At 45.7% G+C, this 13,269-nt stretch carries 12 protein-coding genes; 4 read left to right on the top strand and 8 right to left on the bottom strand.

Translation table 11 applies throughout. From position 1 onward, the window contains the following. A complete protein-coding gene (locus BMZ54_RS18495) occupies positions 1 to 1,521 on the top strand; it encodes a RagB/SusD family nutrient uptake outer membrane protein (RefSeq protein WP_089915182.1) in 1,521 nt (506 codons plus the stop codon). 4 nt (positions 1,522 to 1,525) lie between these two features. Beyond that, complete coding sequence (locus tag BMZ54_RS18490) at positions 1,526 to 2,551, top strand: glycoside hydrolase family 43 protein (protein WP_089915178.1); 1,026 nt, start codon at positions 1,526 to 1,528, stop codon at positions 2,549 to 2,551. A gap of 233 nt (positions 2,552 to 2,784) precedes the next feature. On the opposite strand, the gene BMZ54_RS18485 is transcribed toward BMZ54_RS18490, so the two are convergent. Further along, a complete protein-coding gene (locus tag BMZ54_RS18485) occupies positions 2,785 to 3,933 on the bottom strand; it encodes a DUF6882 domain-containing protein (RefSeq protein WP_143081061.1) in 1,149 nt (382 codons plus the stop codon). Between the two features lie 218 nt (positions 3,934 to 4,151). On the opposite strand from BMZ54_RS18485, the gene BMZ54_RS18480 reads away from it, so the two are divergent. Both BMZ54_RS18480 and BMZ54_RS18475 read left to right on the top strand, forming a co-directional pair. Then, a complete protein-coding gene (locus BMZ54_RS18480; RefSeq protein WP_089915171.1) occupies positions 4,152 to 5,288 on the top strand; it encodes an alkaline phosphatase family protein in 1,137 nt (378 codons plus the stop codon). A gap of 68 nt (positions 5,289 to 5,356) precedes the next feature. Next, a complete protein-coding gene (locus tag BMZ54_RS18475) occupies positions 5,357 to 6,412 on the top strand; it encodes a hypothetical protein (protein ID WP_089915168.1) in 1,056 nt (351 codons plus the stop codon). Positions 6,413 to 6,494: 82 nt separating this feature from the next. Here BMZ54_RS18475 and BMZ54_RS18470 read toward each other — a convergent pair whose 3' ends face one another. The 7 genes from BMZ54_RS18470 to BMZ54_RS18440 form a co-directional block, all read right to left on the bottom strand. Then, positions 6,495 to 6,743, bottom strand: a complete 249-nt coding sequence (locus BMZ54_RS18470; protein ID WP_089915165.1) for a hypothetical protein — start codon at positions 6,741 to 6,743, stop codon at positions 6,495 to 6,497. A 58-nt stretch (positions 6,744 to 6,801) separates the two neighbouring features. Further along, on the bottom strand, positions 6,802 to 7,677 hold the full coding sequence (locus BMZ54_RS18465; protein WP_089915162.1) for an AraC family transcriptional regulator: 876 nt from the start codon (positions 7,675 to 7,677) through the stop codon (positions 6,802 to 6,804). A gap of 50 nt (positions 7,678 to 7,727) precedes the next feature. Then, positions 7,728 to 8,525, bottom strand: coding sequence for an MBL fold metallo-hydrolase (locus BMZ54_RS18460; protein ID WP_089915159.1), 798 nt, complete (start codon positions 8,523 to 8,525; stop codon positions 7,728 to 7,730). Between the two features lie 56 nt (positions 8,526 to 8,581). Then, complete coding sequence (locus BMZ54_RS18455; RefSeq protein ID WP_089915156.1) at positions 8,582 to 9,565, bottom strand: type I glyceraldehyde-3-phosphate dehydrogenase; 984 nt, start codon at positions 9,563 to 9,565, stop codon at positions 8,582 to 8,584. A gap of 36 nt (positions 9,566 to 9,601) precedes the next feature. Beyond that, positions 9,602 to 10,231 carry a pyridoxamine 5'-phosphate oxidase family protein gene (locus BMZ54_RS18450; protein ID WP_089915153.1) on the bottom strand — a complete coding sequence of 210 codons (630 nt, stop codon included), beginning with the start codon at positions 10,229 to 10,231 and terminating at the stop codon, positions 9,602 to 9,604. Positions 10,232 to 10,327: 96 nt separating this feature from the next. Continuing rightward, positions 10,328 to 10,876, bottom strand: a complete 549-nt coding sequence (locus tag BMZ54_RS18445; protein ID WP_089915150.1) for a hypothetical protein — start codon at positions 10,874 to 10,876, stop codon at positions 10,328 to 10,330. A 106-nt stretch (positions 10,877 to 10,982) separates the two neighbouring features. Next, on the bottom strand, positions 10,983 to 13,244 hold the full coding sequence (locus tag BMZ54_RS18440; RefSeq protein ID WP_089915147.1) for a hypothetical protein: 2,262 nt from the start codon (positions 13,242 to 13,244) through the stop codon (positions 10,983 to 10,985). Between the last annotated feature and the right edge of the window lie 25 nt (positions 13,245 to 13,269).

The following is a 13,269-nucleotide window of genomic DNA, read 5'->3' as shown; positions in this document are numbered from 1 at the left end:
ATGAAACTAATAAAACCATATATAACCGCTTGCCTGCTGCTTCTGCTAACCGCATCCTGCAGCAAGGATTTCCTGAAGGAAGATCCGAGAAGCAATCTTACACCGGATAATTTCTATAAAACATCCAACGATCTGAATATGGCCGCCATTGGGCTGTATACGCAGGTGAATGGAGCCTTTAACCAGTCTGCAGGTTTCTCTACACTGTGGGGCGGAGATGATATGACCGTGGCCCGTGCCGGCAACAAGATCTCTTACTCCGATTTTGATACCTACCAGGCCAACTCTTCCAACGACCGTATGACCAACTGGTGGAGCTATTTTTACGCCACTATCAAATCAAGCAATTCGCTGATCAATAATTATCAGAATGCTACAGAAGCATCGGAAGATGACAGGAACCACGCAGCAGGCCAGGCATATTTTTTCCGTGCGCTCAGCTATTTCTTCCTTACCCGCACCTGGGGAGAGGTACCGCTGACCACAGATAACACGGTAGATTATAACAGATCCAAATCACAGCCGGCAGAGATCTATGCATTAATAGTAGCTGATCTGCAGAAGGCGGAAGCTATGCTGCCCGATGCATGGGATGGCACTAAAAGGCAGAGCGGTGTGGATATACCGCCAACCCGCGGCTCCGCAAAAGCGCTGCTGGCCAATGTATACCTGACCATGGCAGGCTGGCCGCTCAAACAAACAGATAAATATGTGCTGGCTGCCGCCAAAGCCAAAGAGGTGATAGATAACAAGGCAACCTGGGGTTATGATCTCACCACCAACTATGCAGACCTTTGGAAGAGAGGAGGGAAGTTCAACCACGAAACAGTATTCGGCTGCTACTACAATGTAAATGTATCCGGCTGGGCATGGGAAAACTACAACATGCTTACGCCAAACGCGTATGCGCCGGATGATGAAGGCGGCTGGGGCGATGGCTACGGGGAGATCAATTTCTACAAGAAATTTCCGCCGGGCCCCAGGAAAGAAGCAACTTACCAGTCTGTATACTATATCAACAACGATCCTAACGATGCGGTTGACTGGACCAAAACGCTGCACAAACATCCGTATTTCTTTAAGTTCCGTGATGATGATGCGTTTAACCCGGTGAACCATGTAAATAATAACTGGATTGGCAGCCACACCGTGCCGGTGATCCGCTATGCAGAAGTATTGCTTACTTATGCAGAAGCAAAGGCCATGTCTGCCTCTCCGGATGCAACCGCCTACGCCGCTATCAACCAGGTAAGGAACAGGTCCGGGATCGCTAACCTTGTTGCAGGTTTATCCCAGGCAGCCTTCCGCGATTCTGTAATAGCAGAGCGGGGCTGGGAATTTGCAGGCGCTGAACCTGCAGCCCGCTGGTACGATCTGATACGTACGGAAACAGTGGCCAAAGCCAATTCAGACAGGGATGCATCAGAAGAAGCGTTGAAGAATATTCCAAACGATGCTTCACATACCTTTTACTGGGCGCCCATACCCGTAGGTGATAAGCAACTGAACCCAAATTTGTAACAACATGAGAAGCATTACAGCACTATGGTTATTCCTGCTGGTAGTTCCGGCATACATAACAGGTTATGCACAACAGCGATATATTATTCCCGGCGCCACCTGGCAGGATACTGCAGGTAACCCAATAAATGCGCATGGCGGCGGCATCCTGTATTACAACGGTATCTATTACTGGTATGGTGAAATAAAGAAAGGCTCCACCTGGCGGGTACCCGGATCCACCTGGGAAAACTACCGGGTGAATGCAGGCGGCATATCCTGCTACTCCTCCAATGACCTGCTGCACTGGAAGCCGGAAGGGGTAGCCCTGCAGTCCGATGCAACAGACAGCACCAACGACCTGCATATCAGTAAGGTAATAGAACGGCCTAAAGTTATCTATAACAAAAAGACAGGCAAGTTTGTGATGTGGATGCACATAGACTCCCAGGACTACAGCTACGCCAGGTCAGGCGTGGCGGTAAGCGACAAGCCTGAAGGCCCTTTTCAATACATTGGCAGCGTACGGCCCAATGGCAGTATGGCCCGGGATATGACCATTTTCCAGGACGATGACGGCAGAGCGTATCACTTCTATTCATCAGAAGAGAACCAGACCATGCATATCTGTGAGCTAACGGACGATTATCTTTCACACACGAAAAATGATCACCGTATACTGGTACAACAGGCCAGGGAAGCGCCGGCCGTATGCAAGTACAATAACCGTTTTTACCTGTTCACTTCCGGCTGTACCGGGTGGTCGCCCAATGCAGCATCTTACGCCACAGCGGATAGTATTATGGGCAGCTGGACAGCACATGACAACCCTTGCCGCGGCACGGATGCTGATAGCACCTACCATGCGCAAAGCACCTATGTGCTGCCGGTGCAAGGCAAAAAGGACACGTTTATTTTTATGGCAGACCGGTGGAATAAAACTAACCTGGAAGCATCCCGGTACATATGGCTGCCGCTGAAATTTGATGCCGAAGGAAAACCGGATATCTGGTGGAAAGAAGAGTGGACGATAGAGGGAGCAGCGCTGTAAGCGCTGTTCCTTTTTTGAATTGTAGCATTATTGTTTTGGCGGCTGAGAAATCCTTTCAGGTCTAGACACAAACCAGGGTTTGCCTTTATCAAAATGATAATGAAAAAAAAAACATTGTTACCCTGATTTTATGACAATTTATATTTAAAAATACCCCAATTTTGTTACATGTTTTGAGAAGGATATTTTAGCAGAACTAGAAAAGGAAATAAGTGAAAAATCCTTATTCTCATTTAATTTACTGGATATCGCCCAACCACCTCAATACCTTTGTCTGTGAATTTTAGAATTTCTGTTGTTATTGGATAGCCAGACTGTTTATATTCGTCAACTACTGCCTGGCCAATACGTTTTGAGAAAAAGTTGAAGTCTTTTTCTGAAAAAATATAACAAAAATCTCTGACTGGAATAACTGCATAAAAAGGAAAGCCAAAATCTTTTTTTACTTTTTCTTTCATGGCCGGAGCAAACAGTAAAGCCGCTTTCAACGTTGGATATTCAGGTTCTATAAGTCCAAGTTTACGGTTTTCTATTGTGTCAAATGAAATTTCAGTCTTTGCCAAAAGATTGTCAGCATTTGTATTTGCCTGGCTGTCCAATTCAGTTTCTGTTATTCCCCATTTATTTAAATCGTCCCGTGAAATCCAGGAAAATTTGCTTTGTCCGCTATGTATATATACTTTACTGAATTCATCTGTAACTTTAGTGTGAATAAAATCCTGAAACTCATAGTCATTAGGGAAAAGCGAAATGTAAATGTCGCTTTTGGCGTCAGCCCATTTTGAAGGTATGTCGATAGAATATTCAGCCAGGGCTTTTACAAAGTCGGAGATATGTGTTGCGTTTTTATCTCTGTTATAATCTTTTCTGACGTTGTCCAGGCTAATTTTTAATGTCAGTTCGCCTTGAGAAATATAAATTAGCCCTGTTTCGTCTACTGAGTCAATTTTCATCCCAAGCTTTTCAATTTGAGATTTGAATTCGTCAAATACAAAATCTTTGCCCTTGCTGTCTTTACAGCCAAAAAGCCCAAATAGCATTGTTGTCGTTATTAAATAGATAAAGGGTCTCATTAGTTTGGGAAAATTCGACTTTTGCCCGAATTCTTTAATAAGCTTAGTTCTTTCTTTTGTGTTGTCAGGCACGTCGTTGTTGTCCCATGACCATTTCCAGGTGTTCGATTTTTCTGAAAAGCTTCCTGCTTCGAAGTATTTAAAATTTAATTCTTTGTCTTCGGTTGAAAGGGTTAACAATCCTGTGGTTTGGCTATAAAACCAGTTCTCATACCAATTCAAATCATATTCCGTTTGAAATTTGTTTTGCAAAGTTTTCAGATCTTCAATACATTTTTCTGCAAAACTGTTGTAGTCTAAAGTCTCCAAAACGGGTCTGATTGTGTCGTGAAAAAAATACGTCCAATGGTGTGGATATTGCCGGATGGGGCAATAAAATTGCCTTCAGTTCAAATATAGCATAAAACTGAAAGATATTTGACTGCCGCATATTGCCCGATGGTGTCCATCCCATTGGCAACAATAATTTAACCGCCTGTTAATGTCTGGATCATACTTTGTATGTTCTTTTGAAAAACGCCGTACAAATGAGACATTGGCTCTGGGTAATTTTTCTGCTTCCTTCCCTGGCTGTTACTGCTCAGCCGGAAAAGAAAAGGAATATTTTTATTATTACTACAGATGGCTTCCGCTGGCAGGAAGTATTTAACGGGGCAGACGCCAGGCTGTTGTCTGATCCGGATCTGGTGAAGGATACCGCGATCATGCGGCAGCTGTACTGGGACGATTCAGCAGCGATCCGCCGGCAGAAATTAATGCCTTTTTTCTGGAATGTGATCGCAAAGCAGGGCTGCCTGTACGGTAACCGCCAATGGAGCAACAAGGTGAACGTACGGAACTTTTATAAGATCTCTTACCCAGGCTACAGCGAAATGCTGACCGGTTTTGCAGAAAGCCGCTTTGTGGCAAATGCGCCCATCGCCAACAGGAATACCAATGTGCTGGAATTTCTCAATCAGCAAAAGGATTACCAGGGAAAAGTAGTAGCGTTCAGCTCCTGGAATATCTTACCCTATATCCTGAATGAGCACCCGGGCAGCTTCTCCGTCAACGCCGGCTATGAGCCGCTTGAAGATGCGGGCGACACTGCAGCAGCCGTGAACTGTGTGCAGGACTATATTACAGGTAAAGGACGCACCCGCTATGATATGTTAACCTGGTTAAGCACGCAGCAATATGTAGAACAGCACCACCCCAAAGTGGTGTTCCTGGGCCTCGGTGAAACGGATGAATGTGCCCACCGCGGACGCTATGACCTGTACCTGCAAAAGGCCGCTGATGTAGATCGTATGATCAGCGCGCTCTGGTATTATGTGCAAACCGATCCTTTTTATAAAGACAATACCACCTTTATTATAACTACTGACCACGGGAGAGGGAAGAACCCCGGCACCTGGCAAACCCACGGCTTCTGGGCCAAAGGCTCCGGTGAAATGTGGCTGGCGGTTATAGGGCCGGATATTGAGCCCGCAGGGGAAATAAAGGAAGCGCAACAGGTGTGGCAGCAGCAAATTGCAGCTACTATTTCAATATTGTTAGGGGAGCAGTTTGAAGCGGAGCATGCAGTGGCAAAACCTATGCAATTGAAAATAGGTGTCCCGAACGACAGCCTGCTGTGTAAAGGCGCCTACCGCGATCAGGCTAACCAGGTTGCTGCGCAATAAAGGTTGATAATAAACATTGTCCCGTCTTTAGTATTATTTATATATATTACAAGAAAATATATATAAACATGCGCCTCTTCAAAGAAGTTTACCGCGATGAGCATTCAAGTCATACAAAAGAAACATTCTATAATGATAAAGGTCAAATAACCGGGATCTTAGAAACCTCAAAGAGCGCCTCAGGAGAAAATGGCTTTCTAAGCGTCTATGAACATTCGGGAGAGAATTACCAGGTAGTTAAATATAACAATGAAACTAAAAGCTACGCTGCTTTCATTGCCGGGGGACATACTATACTGGGAAAAAATAACTGGCATTCCGTTGAGGAAGCATCATCTATCCGTGAATTTAAGTTTGAAAAGGGATTGTTGATTGCGGATCATTATCACAACATTCAATATGGAACAAAAGATTCTTTGAGCTGCAGCTACGAAAATGGTTTAAAGGTTTCAGAAACAAGAACAACGGAAGAGGGTACAATTCTGAGAACCGATTTCACCTATCAGAATGGAATATTGCAGGCAAAACGCAGCTTCACTAACAACCAGTTCACGGAGCAGATCATTTATGTATACGGGAACAATCAGCTACTATTAGAAGAGCAGCGATTTTTGAAGCATAAGGAAACGCAATATTTATCCTCACAAAAGAATTTCTTCTATAATGCTAAAAAGCAGGTTGAGAAAACCGAATACTATGGCAGGTATGATTCAAAAATGCAGCTGTACAAAGTAGAAGAAGAGATCCGCCAGGGGAATGTGCTTACAAAAAAGAGCGCGGTTATTTCAAACGTAGAAACCATGATGGGCTACTATGATATGGCAGCACTGCACGATATGCTGAAAAAGGAAAATATGGAGTGGGCTATTTCAATATTTGATAAAAAGTATTTTGAGACTGCCAGCTTTGACGCCAATACCCGTATCATTGAAAAATATGATGACAACCGAAATATGATTGAGATTAAATCCGTACATCCCGACACCGGGGAGACGTACGGAAATGTAGTTTTCCGCAATGAATACAATGAGCAGTCGCTTTTAGAATTTACTATTTGCTATAGAATAACGGAGGAAGGTAAAATGGAGGAAAGTGATATTAAGAAGTTTTATTACCGTGATTAAGTTTAAAGCATCATAATAAAAGTTAGCAGCTCCGGATAAACAGATGGCCGGAGACGGTGGGGTTAAGCAGCAGCATTAAAGATCAGCATTCGGAATAGTCGGAAGAGAAAGTGCCGTTCACCGCATATAATTTATCGATCCGGATCTCCGTTTGGTCGTCCAGCCTGATCCACTGCCTGCCATCGCGGTCAAAGATGCTTTCAATCATACCATTCGCGCGGGTAACGCCATTGTCATCATACAGTATAGCTGCTTTCTTTTGCTGCTGGAAAAGTTCTGCTACCAGCGGGTAAAAGCTACCGCCAGTTGGGATGGTTTCTCTGGTATCCATAATGGTAAATTTATATTACCCAAATGTACAGATTGTCTGCATTATTTGCAGACTGGAGCTAGGCCGGGATTTTGGTGTTGGAAAGCTTTTTTGATTGCTGGGAAGCCAGGTCAAATTTTTCACGGTACTGCATAGGTGACATGCCTTCTTTACTTTTAAAGAAACGGCTAAAAGTCTGAATGTCGTCATAGCCCAGCTCGTAGGCAATTTCCTTGATCGACCGGTTGGAATAATTGATCTGTCGTCTGGCATGGATCAGAATGCGGTCATGAATGATATTGAGCGGACTGCGTTGTGAGAAAACAGAAAAGAGATTGGAAAGTGTTTTTGGGGATTTATTGAGCTTGGATGCATAAAAGGCCACTTCATGCTCCCGGGTAAAATGTCTTTCCACTAGCCAATAGAATTCCCTGACAATATCGCCCTGCCTTTTCTCCAGTTTATGGAAATCGGTCGTCTGTGTCAATATCCTGACAGAGAGGATGAGCATGCGTTTAAGGATTGCCTGTAGCATGTCCTGTTGCAGCAGTTCATCCTTTTTCATCTCTGAGCAGAACATTTCCCAGGTCAATTCAAAATCCCGGATCTTATCCTCTTCCAAAGTTATTAACGGTACACCGGAAGATCCAAAGAAAAGCAGCCCCTTACTACCCACCTCATTGTCGTGGTTCACAATACAATAAAAAGGCTGGTTGAAGCGGATCATCCTTGCGGACTCCAGTTCTATGTGATCGATTTTGTGAAACTCGGTCAGGAAAATAATCTGGTTCTTTTTAAGCGTATAAGGGATCTTATCAATGGTAATATTCATCCGTTCCCCCACATTCCAGATAGAGGTCATATCCGTTGCTCTCACATCGTAGATCATTCCGGCGTTGGTGCTGTTAAGCTCCAGTACAGTTAGGCGCTCTTTGGTATTATTTACAAAAACCATGAACTTTTTCTGTAAAGATAGGAGCTTATGGCTAACCGGGGAAGATAAGATCAATCTATTTGGAGCGGGGTAGCTACCCCCGGCTCCAGGATCTGCAGCCGGTCTTTGATGCCAAGCACGCCAAAGGCCTCCAATAAGCTGCTGTTGTTCTCTGTGTAATGTGACCAACCTTCGGAATGCAAAGGGATCAGGGTAGCATTTGGGAATGCGTGCGCGGTATCTATTACATCATTATTACCCCTGGTTAAATTGAACGGCCCGCGCGGACGTGCAGCACCCGCAAATACGAATATGTACCGCGGATCGATACGCTCTCCAAGCTTTTCGATTTCGTTGTAATACACCGTATCGCCCGTTACATAGAGGTCAAACACCTGGCTGCCGCTAACAGCAATATGAAAGCCAATTACATCTCCTGTTATTTTGGTACTGCCGGCGGGGCCATGGCGGGCCGGAGCAGCCGTAATTTTTATCCGGTCACCATTTGGCGCCACATACGTACGATGTTCCCGGGGCGCAAGGCCTACACTGGTTACACCGGTCTCTTTCAACCTTTCTGCCCCTGCTTTTGTGGTGATGGTAAGCTTTGCTTCCTTCAGGAATGCCCTACCGGCGCCGTCAAGGTTATCAAAATGCTGGTCATGGCTCAAAAGAACGATGTCGATAGGTTTTTCGGGAAAAGCTGCCGGACCTGCAAATTTCTCCTGGGTGCTTCTTTCATTAAGTACAAATTTGGTACCTGCAGGGTCGAGTGTCGGGTCTGTCATTAGCCTTAATCCACCTATTTCAATAATTACGGTGGGCCCACCCAGGTAGGTTGCCTGGAACTGTGCTGTATTGTTTGACATGATTTTTTTGAATTAATGTTATGCTGGATCGGGGTTAACTGATCTTTAGGATACACTTAAATGGACTGGATCTGCCGGATCATCTGGTTAGTGAAGCCCCACTCATTGTCATACCAGGCCATTACCTTCACCAGGTCTCCATCAACTACCCGGGTCATTTCCAGGTCAACGGTTGCAGCAAAAGCGCTGCCGATAATATCAGTGGATACCAGCGGTTCGTCGGTTACGGCAAGTACTTTTTCATATCTGGAGGTCTTTGATTCCTCAATCAGGATGCTGTTGATCTCTTCCACTGAGGTAGCCCTTTCGGCAATGAAGGTGATGTCTGATATAGAGCCAACGGGTACGGGCACCCTTATTGCGATCCCGTCAAATTTTCCCGCATATTGAGGGAGGGCTTTTGTGGTTGCTATGGCGGCGCCTGTTGCAGCGGGTGCCAGGTTTATGCCTGCTGCTCTGCCCATGCGTGGCTCCCGTTTGGAGGGCGCATCAATGAGGGTCTGGGAGGCGGTGTAGCCATGGGTAGTATTCAGGATGGCTTTTTTGATGCCAAGCCTGCGGCCTAATATCTCGATTACGGGACTGATGTTGTTGGTGGTACAGCTTGCGCAGGAGAAAACCGATACTTTGCCGTCTTCTGTATTTACTCCATGCACTACTGTTGGGGTATCCTTGGTAGGACCGGAGATCACCACAAACTTAGCCCCTGCTGCCAGGTGTTTTTCAGCAGCTGCCATGTTAGTAAAGATCCCGGTGCTTTCAATTACTATGTCTGCCTGCACCGCAGCCCAGGGCAGGCTTTCGATATCTTTTATGCTGGTATACTTTACAGGTTTTCCCTCTACCAGGATCATATCGCCTTCCACCCGCACTTCCTTCTGATATTTACCGTAATTACTATCATATTTGAGGAGATAAGCGGCGTTTTCGATGCTCATCAGGTCATTCACGGCCACTACCTGGAGGTCCTGTGTTTCTAAGATGATCTTTAATGCTGCCCGTCCTATACGTCCAAATCCGTTAATTGCTATTTTTTTCATGATTATAAAGTTTAAGTCTCTGTTGCTTTTAATTTATCAGGGTTCAAAATTGTTCAGGTCTTCCAGCTCCTTTCGGAGGTCTGTAAGCTGCTGTTCCAGCTGCCGGATATATTCATCCTTCGGTGCTATGATGCTTTCTATTTCAGCGATGGTATATCTTGGTGTGATGTGCTGAGAGCAGTTCCAGTCATAGGCTTTAATGTGGAACAACATGATCCGCTCCGGCCTGAACTTATAGTCTTCGGGCTTCAGCTGATCAAAAAGAACCGGGTTTTCATTGATCTCCACAATTTCCGCTTCGGCATATATCTTTAATCTTGCCCGCATAGGGTAGGATAGGAGGATCAGCGATACCTTCGCATTTTTGCTGATGTTACCTACCGAAATGTACTGACGGTTACCGCTGAAATCAACAATACCAATGGTTGCCTCGTCAATCACTTTAATGAAGCCCCTGGGGCCCCCACGGTGCTGTATATACGGAAAGCCATTTTCCCCAAAGGAGGCCAGGTAGAAGCTGTCCATCTGGCTGATGAATTCCTTTTCGATCGGCGTTAGTCCATCCACGTAGCTCATATTTTCTACCCGCTGATAGGTATCCCTGCTGCCCAGTCTTTTCTGGATCGTTTTAATAACGTCGGTAAAGGCGAGCTTTGAATAATTCATGGCAATGGAATTAATTTCACACCACAAAGTTGCAGCAGAAACAGTTGCCGGTGTTAGACAGGAATTCCCTGAGTGTTAACAATTCTTCCTTATTCTTTAATTCGCATTTTTCAGCGTAAACTGGTAGCTGTCCTTTGCTGCCGGTATACCGCCGCCGGTGCTGATCTTCTTAGTCAGGGTAACCGGAGTGGTAACCGACACATGAAATTTCCCGTTGCTGTCTTTTGTCACTTCCGCAGTGCCGCCTGATGGGCTGTCATACAATACAGCGCCGGTGTTTACTGCGGTGCCTATCGTACAATCAATGTTCATGATCTTTGAAGCCGGGTTGCTTACCATTGTTTCGGTAGTGCCCAGCGTGTAGGTGCCTTCTCCCAGGTTGCTGTAAAAGGTAATGGTAACAGCGCTGCCGGAAAATGCACCGTAATTGCCGCCATCGCCTGTTGTACTAACAACAATGGCTGTAATCGTTTTGCCGTCATTGGTCTGAGAGGATTGTGAGGAGCCGCCTTTTACATAAGAGTAATCCCCAAGTTTCCAGGAGGCAGCATCGTCATTTGCCGGAGTTGGGTTATCGCCTTTGCCGCCGCAGGAAACCAGCATAGCGGCAGACAATGCCAGGATAAGAGCAGATAATTTTTTCATAGTGTTGGGTTAAGAAATTTCTCTCCGCACTGCCAGAATTATGCCAATGTTGAGTTGGTTAAAATGTATTAAAAGAAAATGATTTTCAATGGCTAAAAAATAGCACTCATCTCGTTACAGTAAAATCAAAATCACACTTACCTACCAGGCCATTCCCGCTAATCCCTTCCACTATACCATAAAAAGCAGCATTAATATCTGAGGAAAAGAACTCAAGGGTAGCATTCCCGTTTTCATCTGTTATAATATTGGGGGCCCACAGCAGGGTATTCCGGTGATCCGGCAGGGGATCGGGTTCCTGATCATAATTTGGTTGGTAAAATTCTTTTTCCGGATAGTAGCCTTTTGCTTTGGCCAGTCCGAACATTTTTAACAGCTCTTCCTCCGTGTATTTGGGATAATGATAAACAATTTGTTTAGTGTTAGTGGAGTTGAATGAGAAGGGGTGTGAAGTGGGTGGGGCAGGGCCGGTCCATACGATATAGGTCTGCCCTTCAACGGGCCGCTCATCGCCATCTCCTGCAGGGCAATTTAACCATCCCCCGTGAGCTTTGTCAGTAAGCTGCTGATATTTGGCCAGGCTGTCCAGATGGCCTATATATTTGTCGCGGAACACGGCTGTTGTTTTTCCCTGTATTTCCACGGCTTGCAGCTTAATACTTCCACGGGTGAGTATAAAAGGATCTTCTCCGTTCGCTTGCCCGGTTGCCGGCATTCCTTCCAAAGGATAGTTTATTTTTTGCCAGGGCTTTATTTTATGAATGGGATCAAAAGGGTTAAACACCTTCAATTCAAAATCCTGCTGTTCACCGAAATGTTTAATGTAAATGTTTTCCGATAGTTTTAAGTTTTCAGGCGATAGCCAGAACGATCCCCGGCTATCCAATGTTGTGAGCTGACTGTGTTGCTGCTCTGCATCAAAGAACATCACCGCCTGTTGGGTAGATCTTGTTTGCTTACGGAGCGCAACAAGCTGGCCCCAGGTACTGTCAGATAATACGGGGCTTCCCGTTTTTTTCAACTCCTCCTCAGTCCAGGAATAGGCCCGCCAGCCCTGGGTTAGCAGCAACAGGTCCAGGGCTTGTTCCCGGTTTGTTTTAGTGGTATCAAAGTAATACCCGGGATCGTAAATGTTACCTTTTAGCTGGGTAGATAGCAGGTAATGGGTTTGTATATCGTTTGGATCCATTGGCCGGTGATAGATCCGGTCGTACCCGCTTGCCCCTAATTGGGCAATAACCGGTTTGCCTTGCTCATCTGCGGTATGTATCTGCAGCAGGATCTTCGTTTTTGTGCCATAGCTTTTTTGAGAGAGTTTAGCCGTAACAGATAAACGGTTATCCGGTTTTATATAAAGCAGTCTTTCCGCTACAGGTACCGGGCGATGGTCGAAAAGTGTTGCTTCAGCTACACCGGCTGTAACATCCTGCAAAGGCAGTTTGAGATCCAGGCTGTCTTTTACTGTTGCGGAGGCCATCAATTGGGTGAGGCCCCTTGTCTGCAACCTGAAATAGAAAAGCTGTTTTTCGAGTCCCCGGTTATAGATCCGGAAGCTGATGCTGTCTTTATTATTGCTCAACAGCCGGAAGCTCATTCCCTGCTTTGTGATTTCGGGCAATGGGTAAGGTGTGTTTGCAAAGGGTGTATCCAGGCGTACGTAATAGGTGCTGCCGGATTGCGGCAAGAGGAGGAAACTGCCCATGCCCGCATGGGTACTCGTAAAATGTCCGATGGCCTTATCACTATCAAACAGGGTTCCGGAAACCACGCAGGGCAGGCCGTTTTCAGCTACTGCCTTAAAAGCGATGCGATTGATTACGCCTGATAACAGGAAGCCACCTTCGGGCAGGAGACTAAACTGTATTTTCTTTTGCAGGCTATCGGTGCGGGGCGCGGCCGGTTTTTTCCGTAGCAGCTCCGCTACGTTCTGCACAATCCTTATTCTCCGCGCACCCAGGAATGAATTGGCATCTGCAGTCAGGGAATGGGCGGAATAGGCGCATAACCAATAATTCCCGTCCGGTAGTGCGTTGTCCAGGTAAATGTGCCCGCTGGCAATGCCTTTGTCAAGAGGGTATGCTTGTTCCCATACAGTACTGTCCTTTTCTTCATGAACCAGCTGAATGTAAAGGGTTTGGTCAATGGCAGAGAGCAGCTGATGCTTGGCGTCTACTGCATAGGCCTTGAACCAAAGATCTTCCATGGATTCATAGATATCCTTACTGGTACGTATATACAGGGAGGTTCGGGGTGCAGCGTTGGAATAGGTTTCCAGGCTATGGGCCAGGGAGTCCAGCTTGTGTTTGGGTACCTGGGAATACCCGGGAAAAAAGCTAAGAAGTGGAATTAGTATGGTTAGATAGCGCATTACGGAAAGCATGGAATTGTATCAA

The organism is Chitinophaga rupis, assembly GCF_900109685.1.
Taxonomy (GTDB): Bacteria; Bacteroidota; Bacteroidia; order Chitinophagales; family Chitinophagaceae; genus Chitinophaga; species Chitinophaga rupis.
Note: the sequence above shows the minus strand (reverse complement) of the source record. Positions and strands in the feature narration are given on the sequence as shown.

Excerpts from the sequence above, each read along its gene's own strand:
- BMZ54_RS18465 (WP_089915162.1), bottom strand. The coding sequence starts at position 7,677 with ATGGTTTTTGTAAATAATACCAAAGAGCGCCTAACTGTACTGGAGCTT.
- BMZ54_RS18480 (WP_089915171.1), top strand. The coding sequence starts at position 4,152 with ATGAGACATTGGCTCTGGGTAATTTTTCTGCTTCCTTCCCTGGCTGTT.
- BMZ54_RS18460 (WP_089915159.1), bottom strand. The coding sequence starts at position 8,525 with ATGTCAAACAATACAGCACAGTTCCAGGCAACCTACCTGGGTGGGCCC.
- BMZ54_RS18440 (WP_089915147.1), bottom strand. The coding sequence starts at position 13,244 with ATGCGCTATCTAACCATACTAATTCCACTTCTTAGCTTTTTTCCCGGG.
- BMZ54_RS18495 (WP_089915182.1), top strand. The coding sequence starts at position 1 with ATGAAACTAATAAAACCATATATAACCGCTTGCCTGCTGCTTCTGCTA.
- BMZ54_RS18445 (WP_089915150.1), bottom strand. The coding sequence starts at position 10,876 with ATGAAAAAATTATCTGCTCTTATCCTGGCATTGTCTGCCGCTATGCTG.
- BMZ54_RS18490 (WP_089915178.1), top strand. The coding sequence starts at position 1,526 with ATGAGAAGCATTACAGCACTATGGTTATTCCTGCTGGTAGTTCCGGCA.
- BMZ54_RS18475 (WP_089915168.1), top strand. The coding sequence starts at position 5,357 with ATGCGCCTCTTCAAAGAAGTTTACCGCGATGAGCATTCAAGTCATACA.
- BMZ54_RS18470 (WP_089915165.1), bottom strand. The coding sequence starts at position 6,743 with ATGGATACCAGAGAAACCATCCCAACTGGCGGTAGCTTTTACCCGCTG.
- BMZ54_RS18455 (WP_089915156.1), bottom strand. The coding sequence starts at position 9,565 with ATGAAAAAAATAGCAATTAACGGATTTGGACGTATAGGACGGGCAGCA.
- BMZ54_RS18450 (WP_089915153.1), bottom strand. The coding sequence starts at position 10,231 with ATGAATTATTCAAAGCTCGCCTTTACCGACGTTATTAAAACGATCCAG.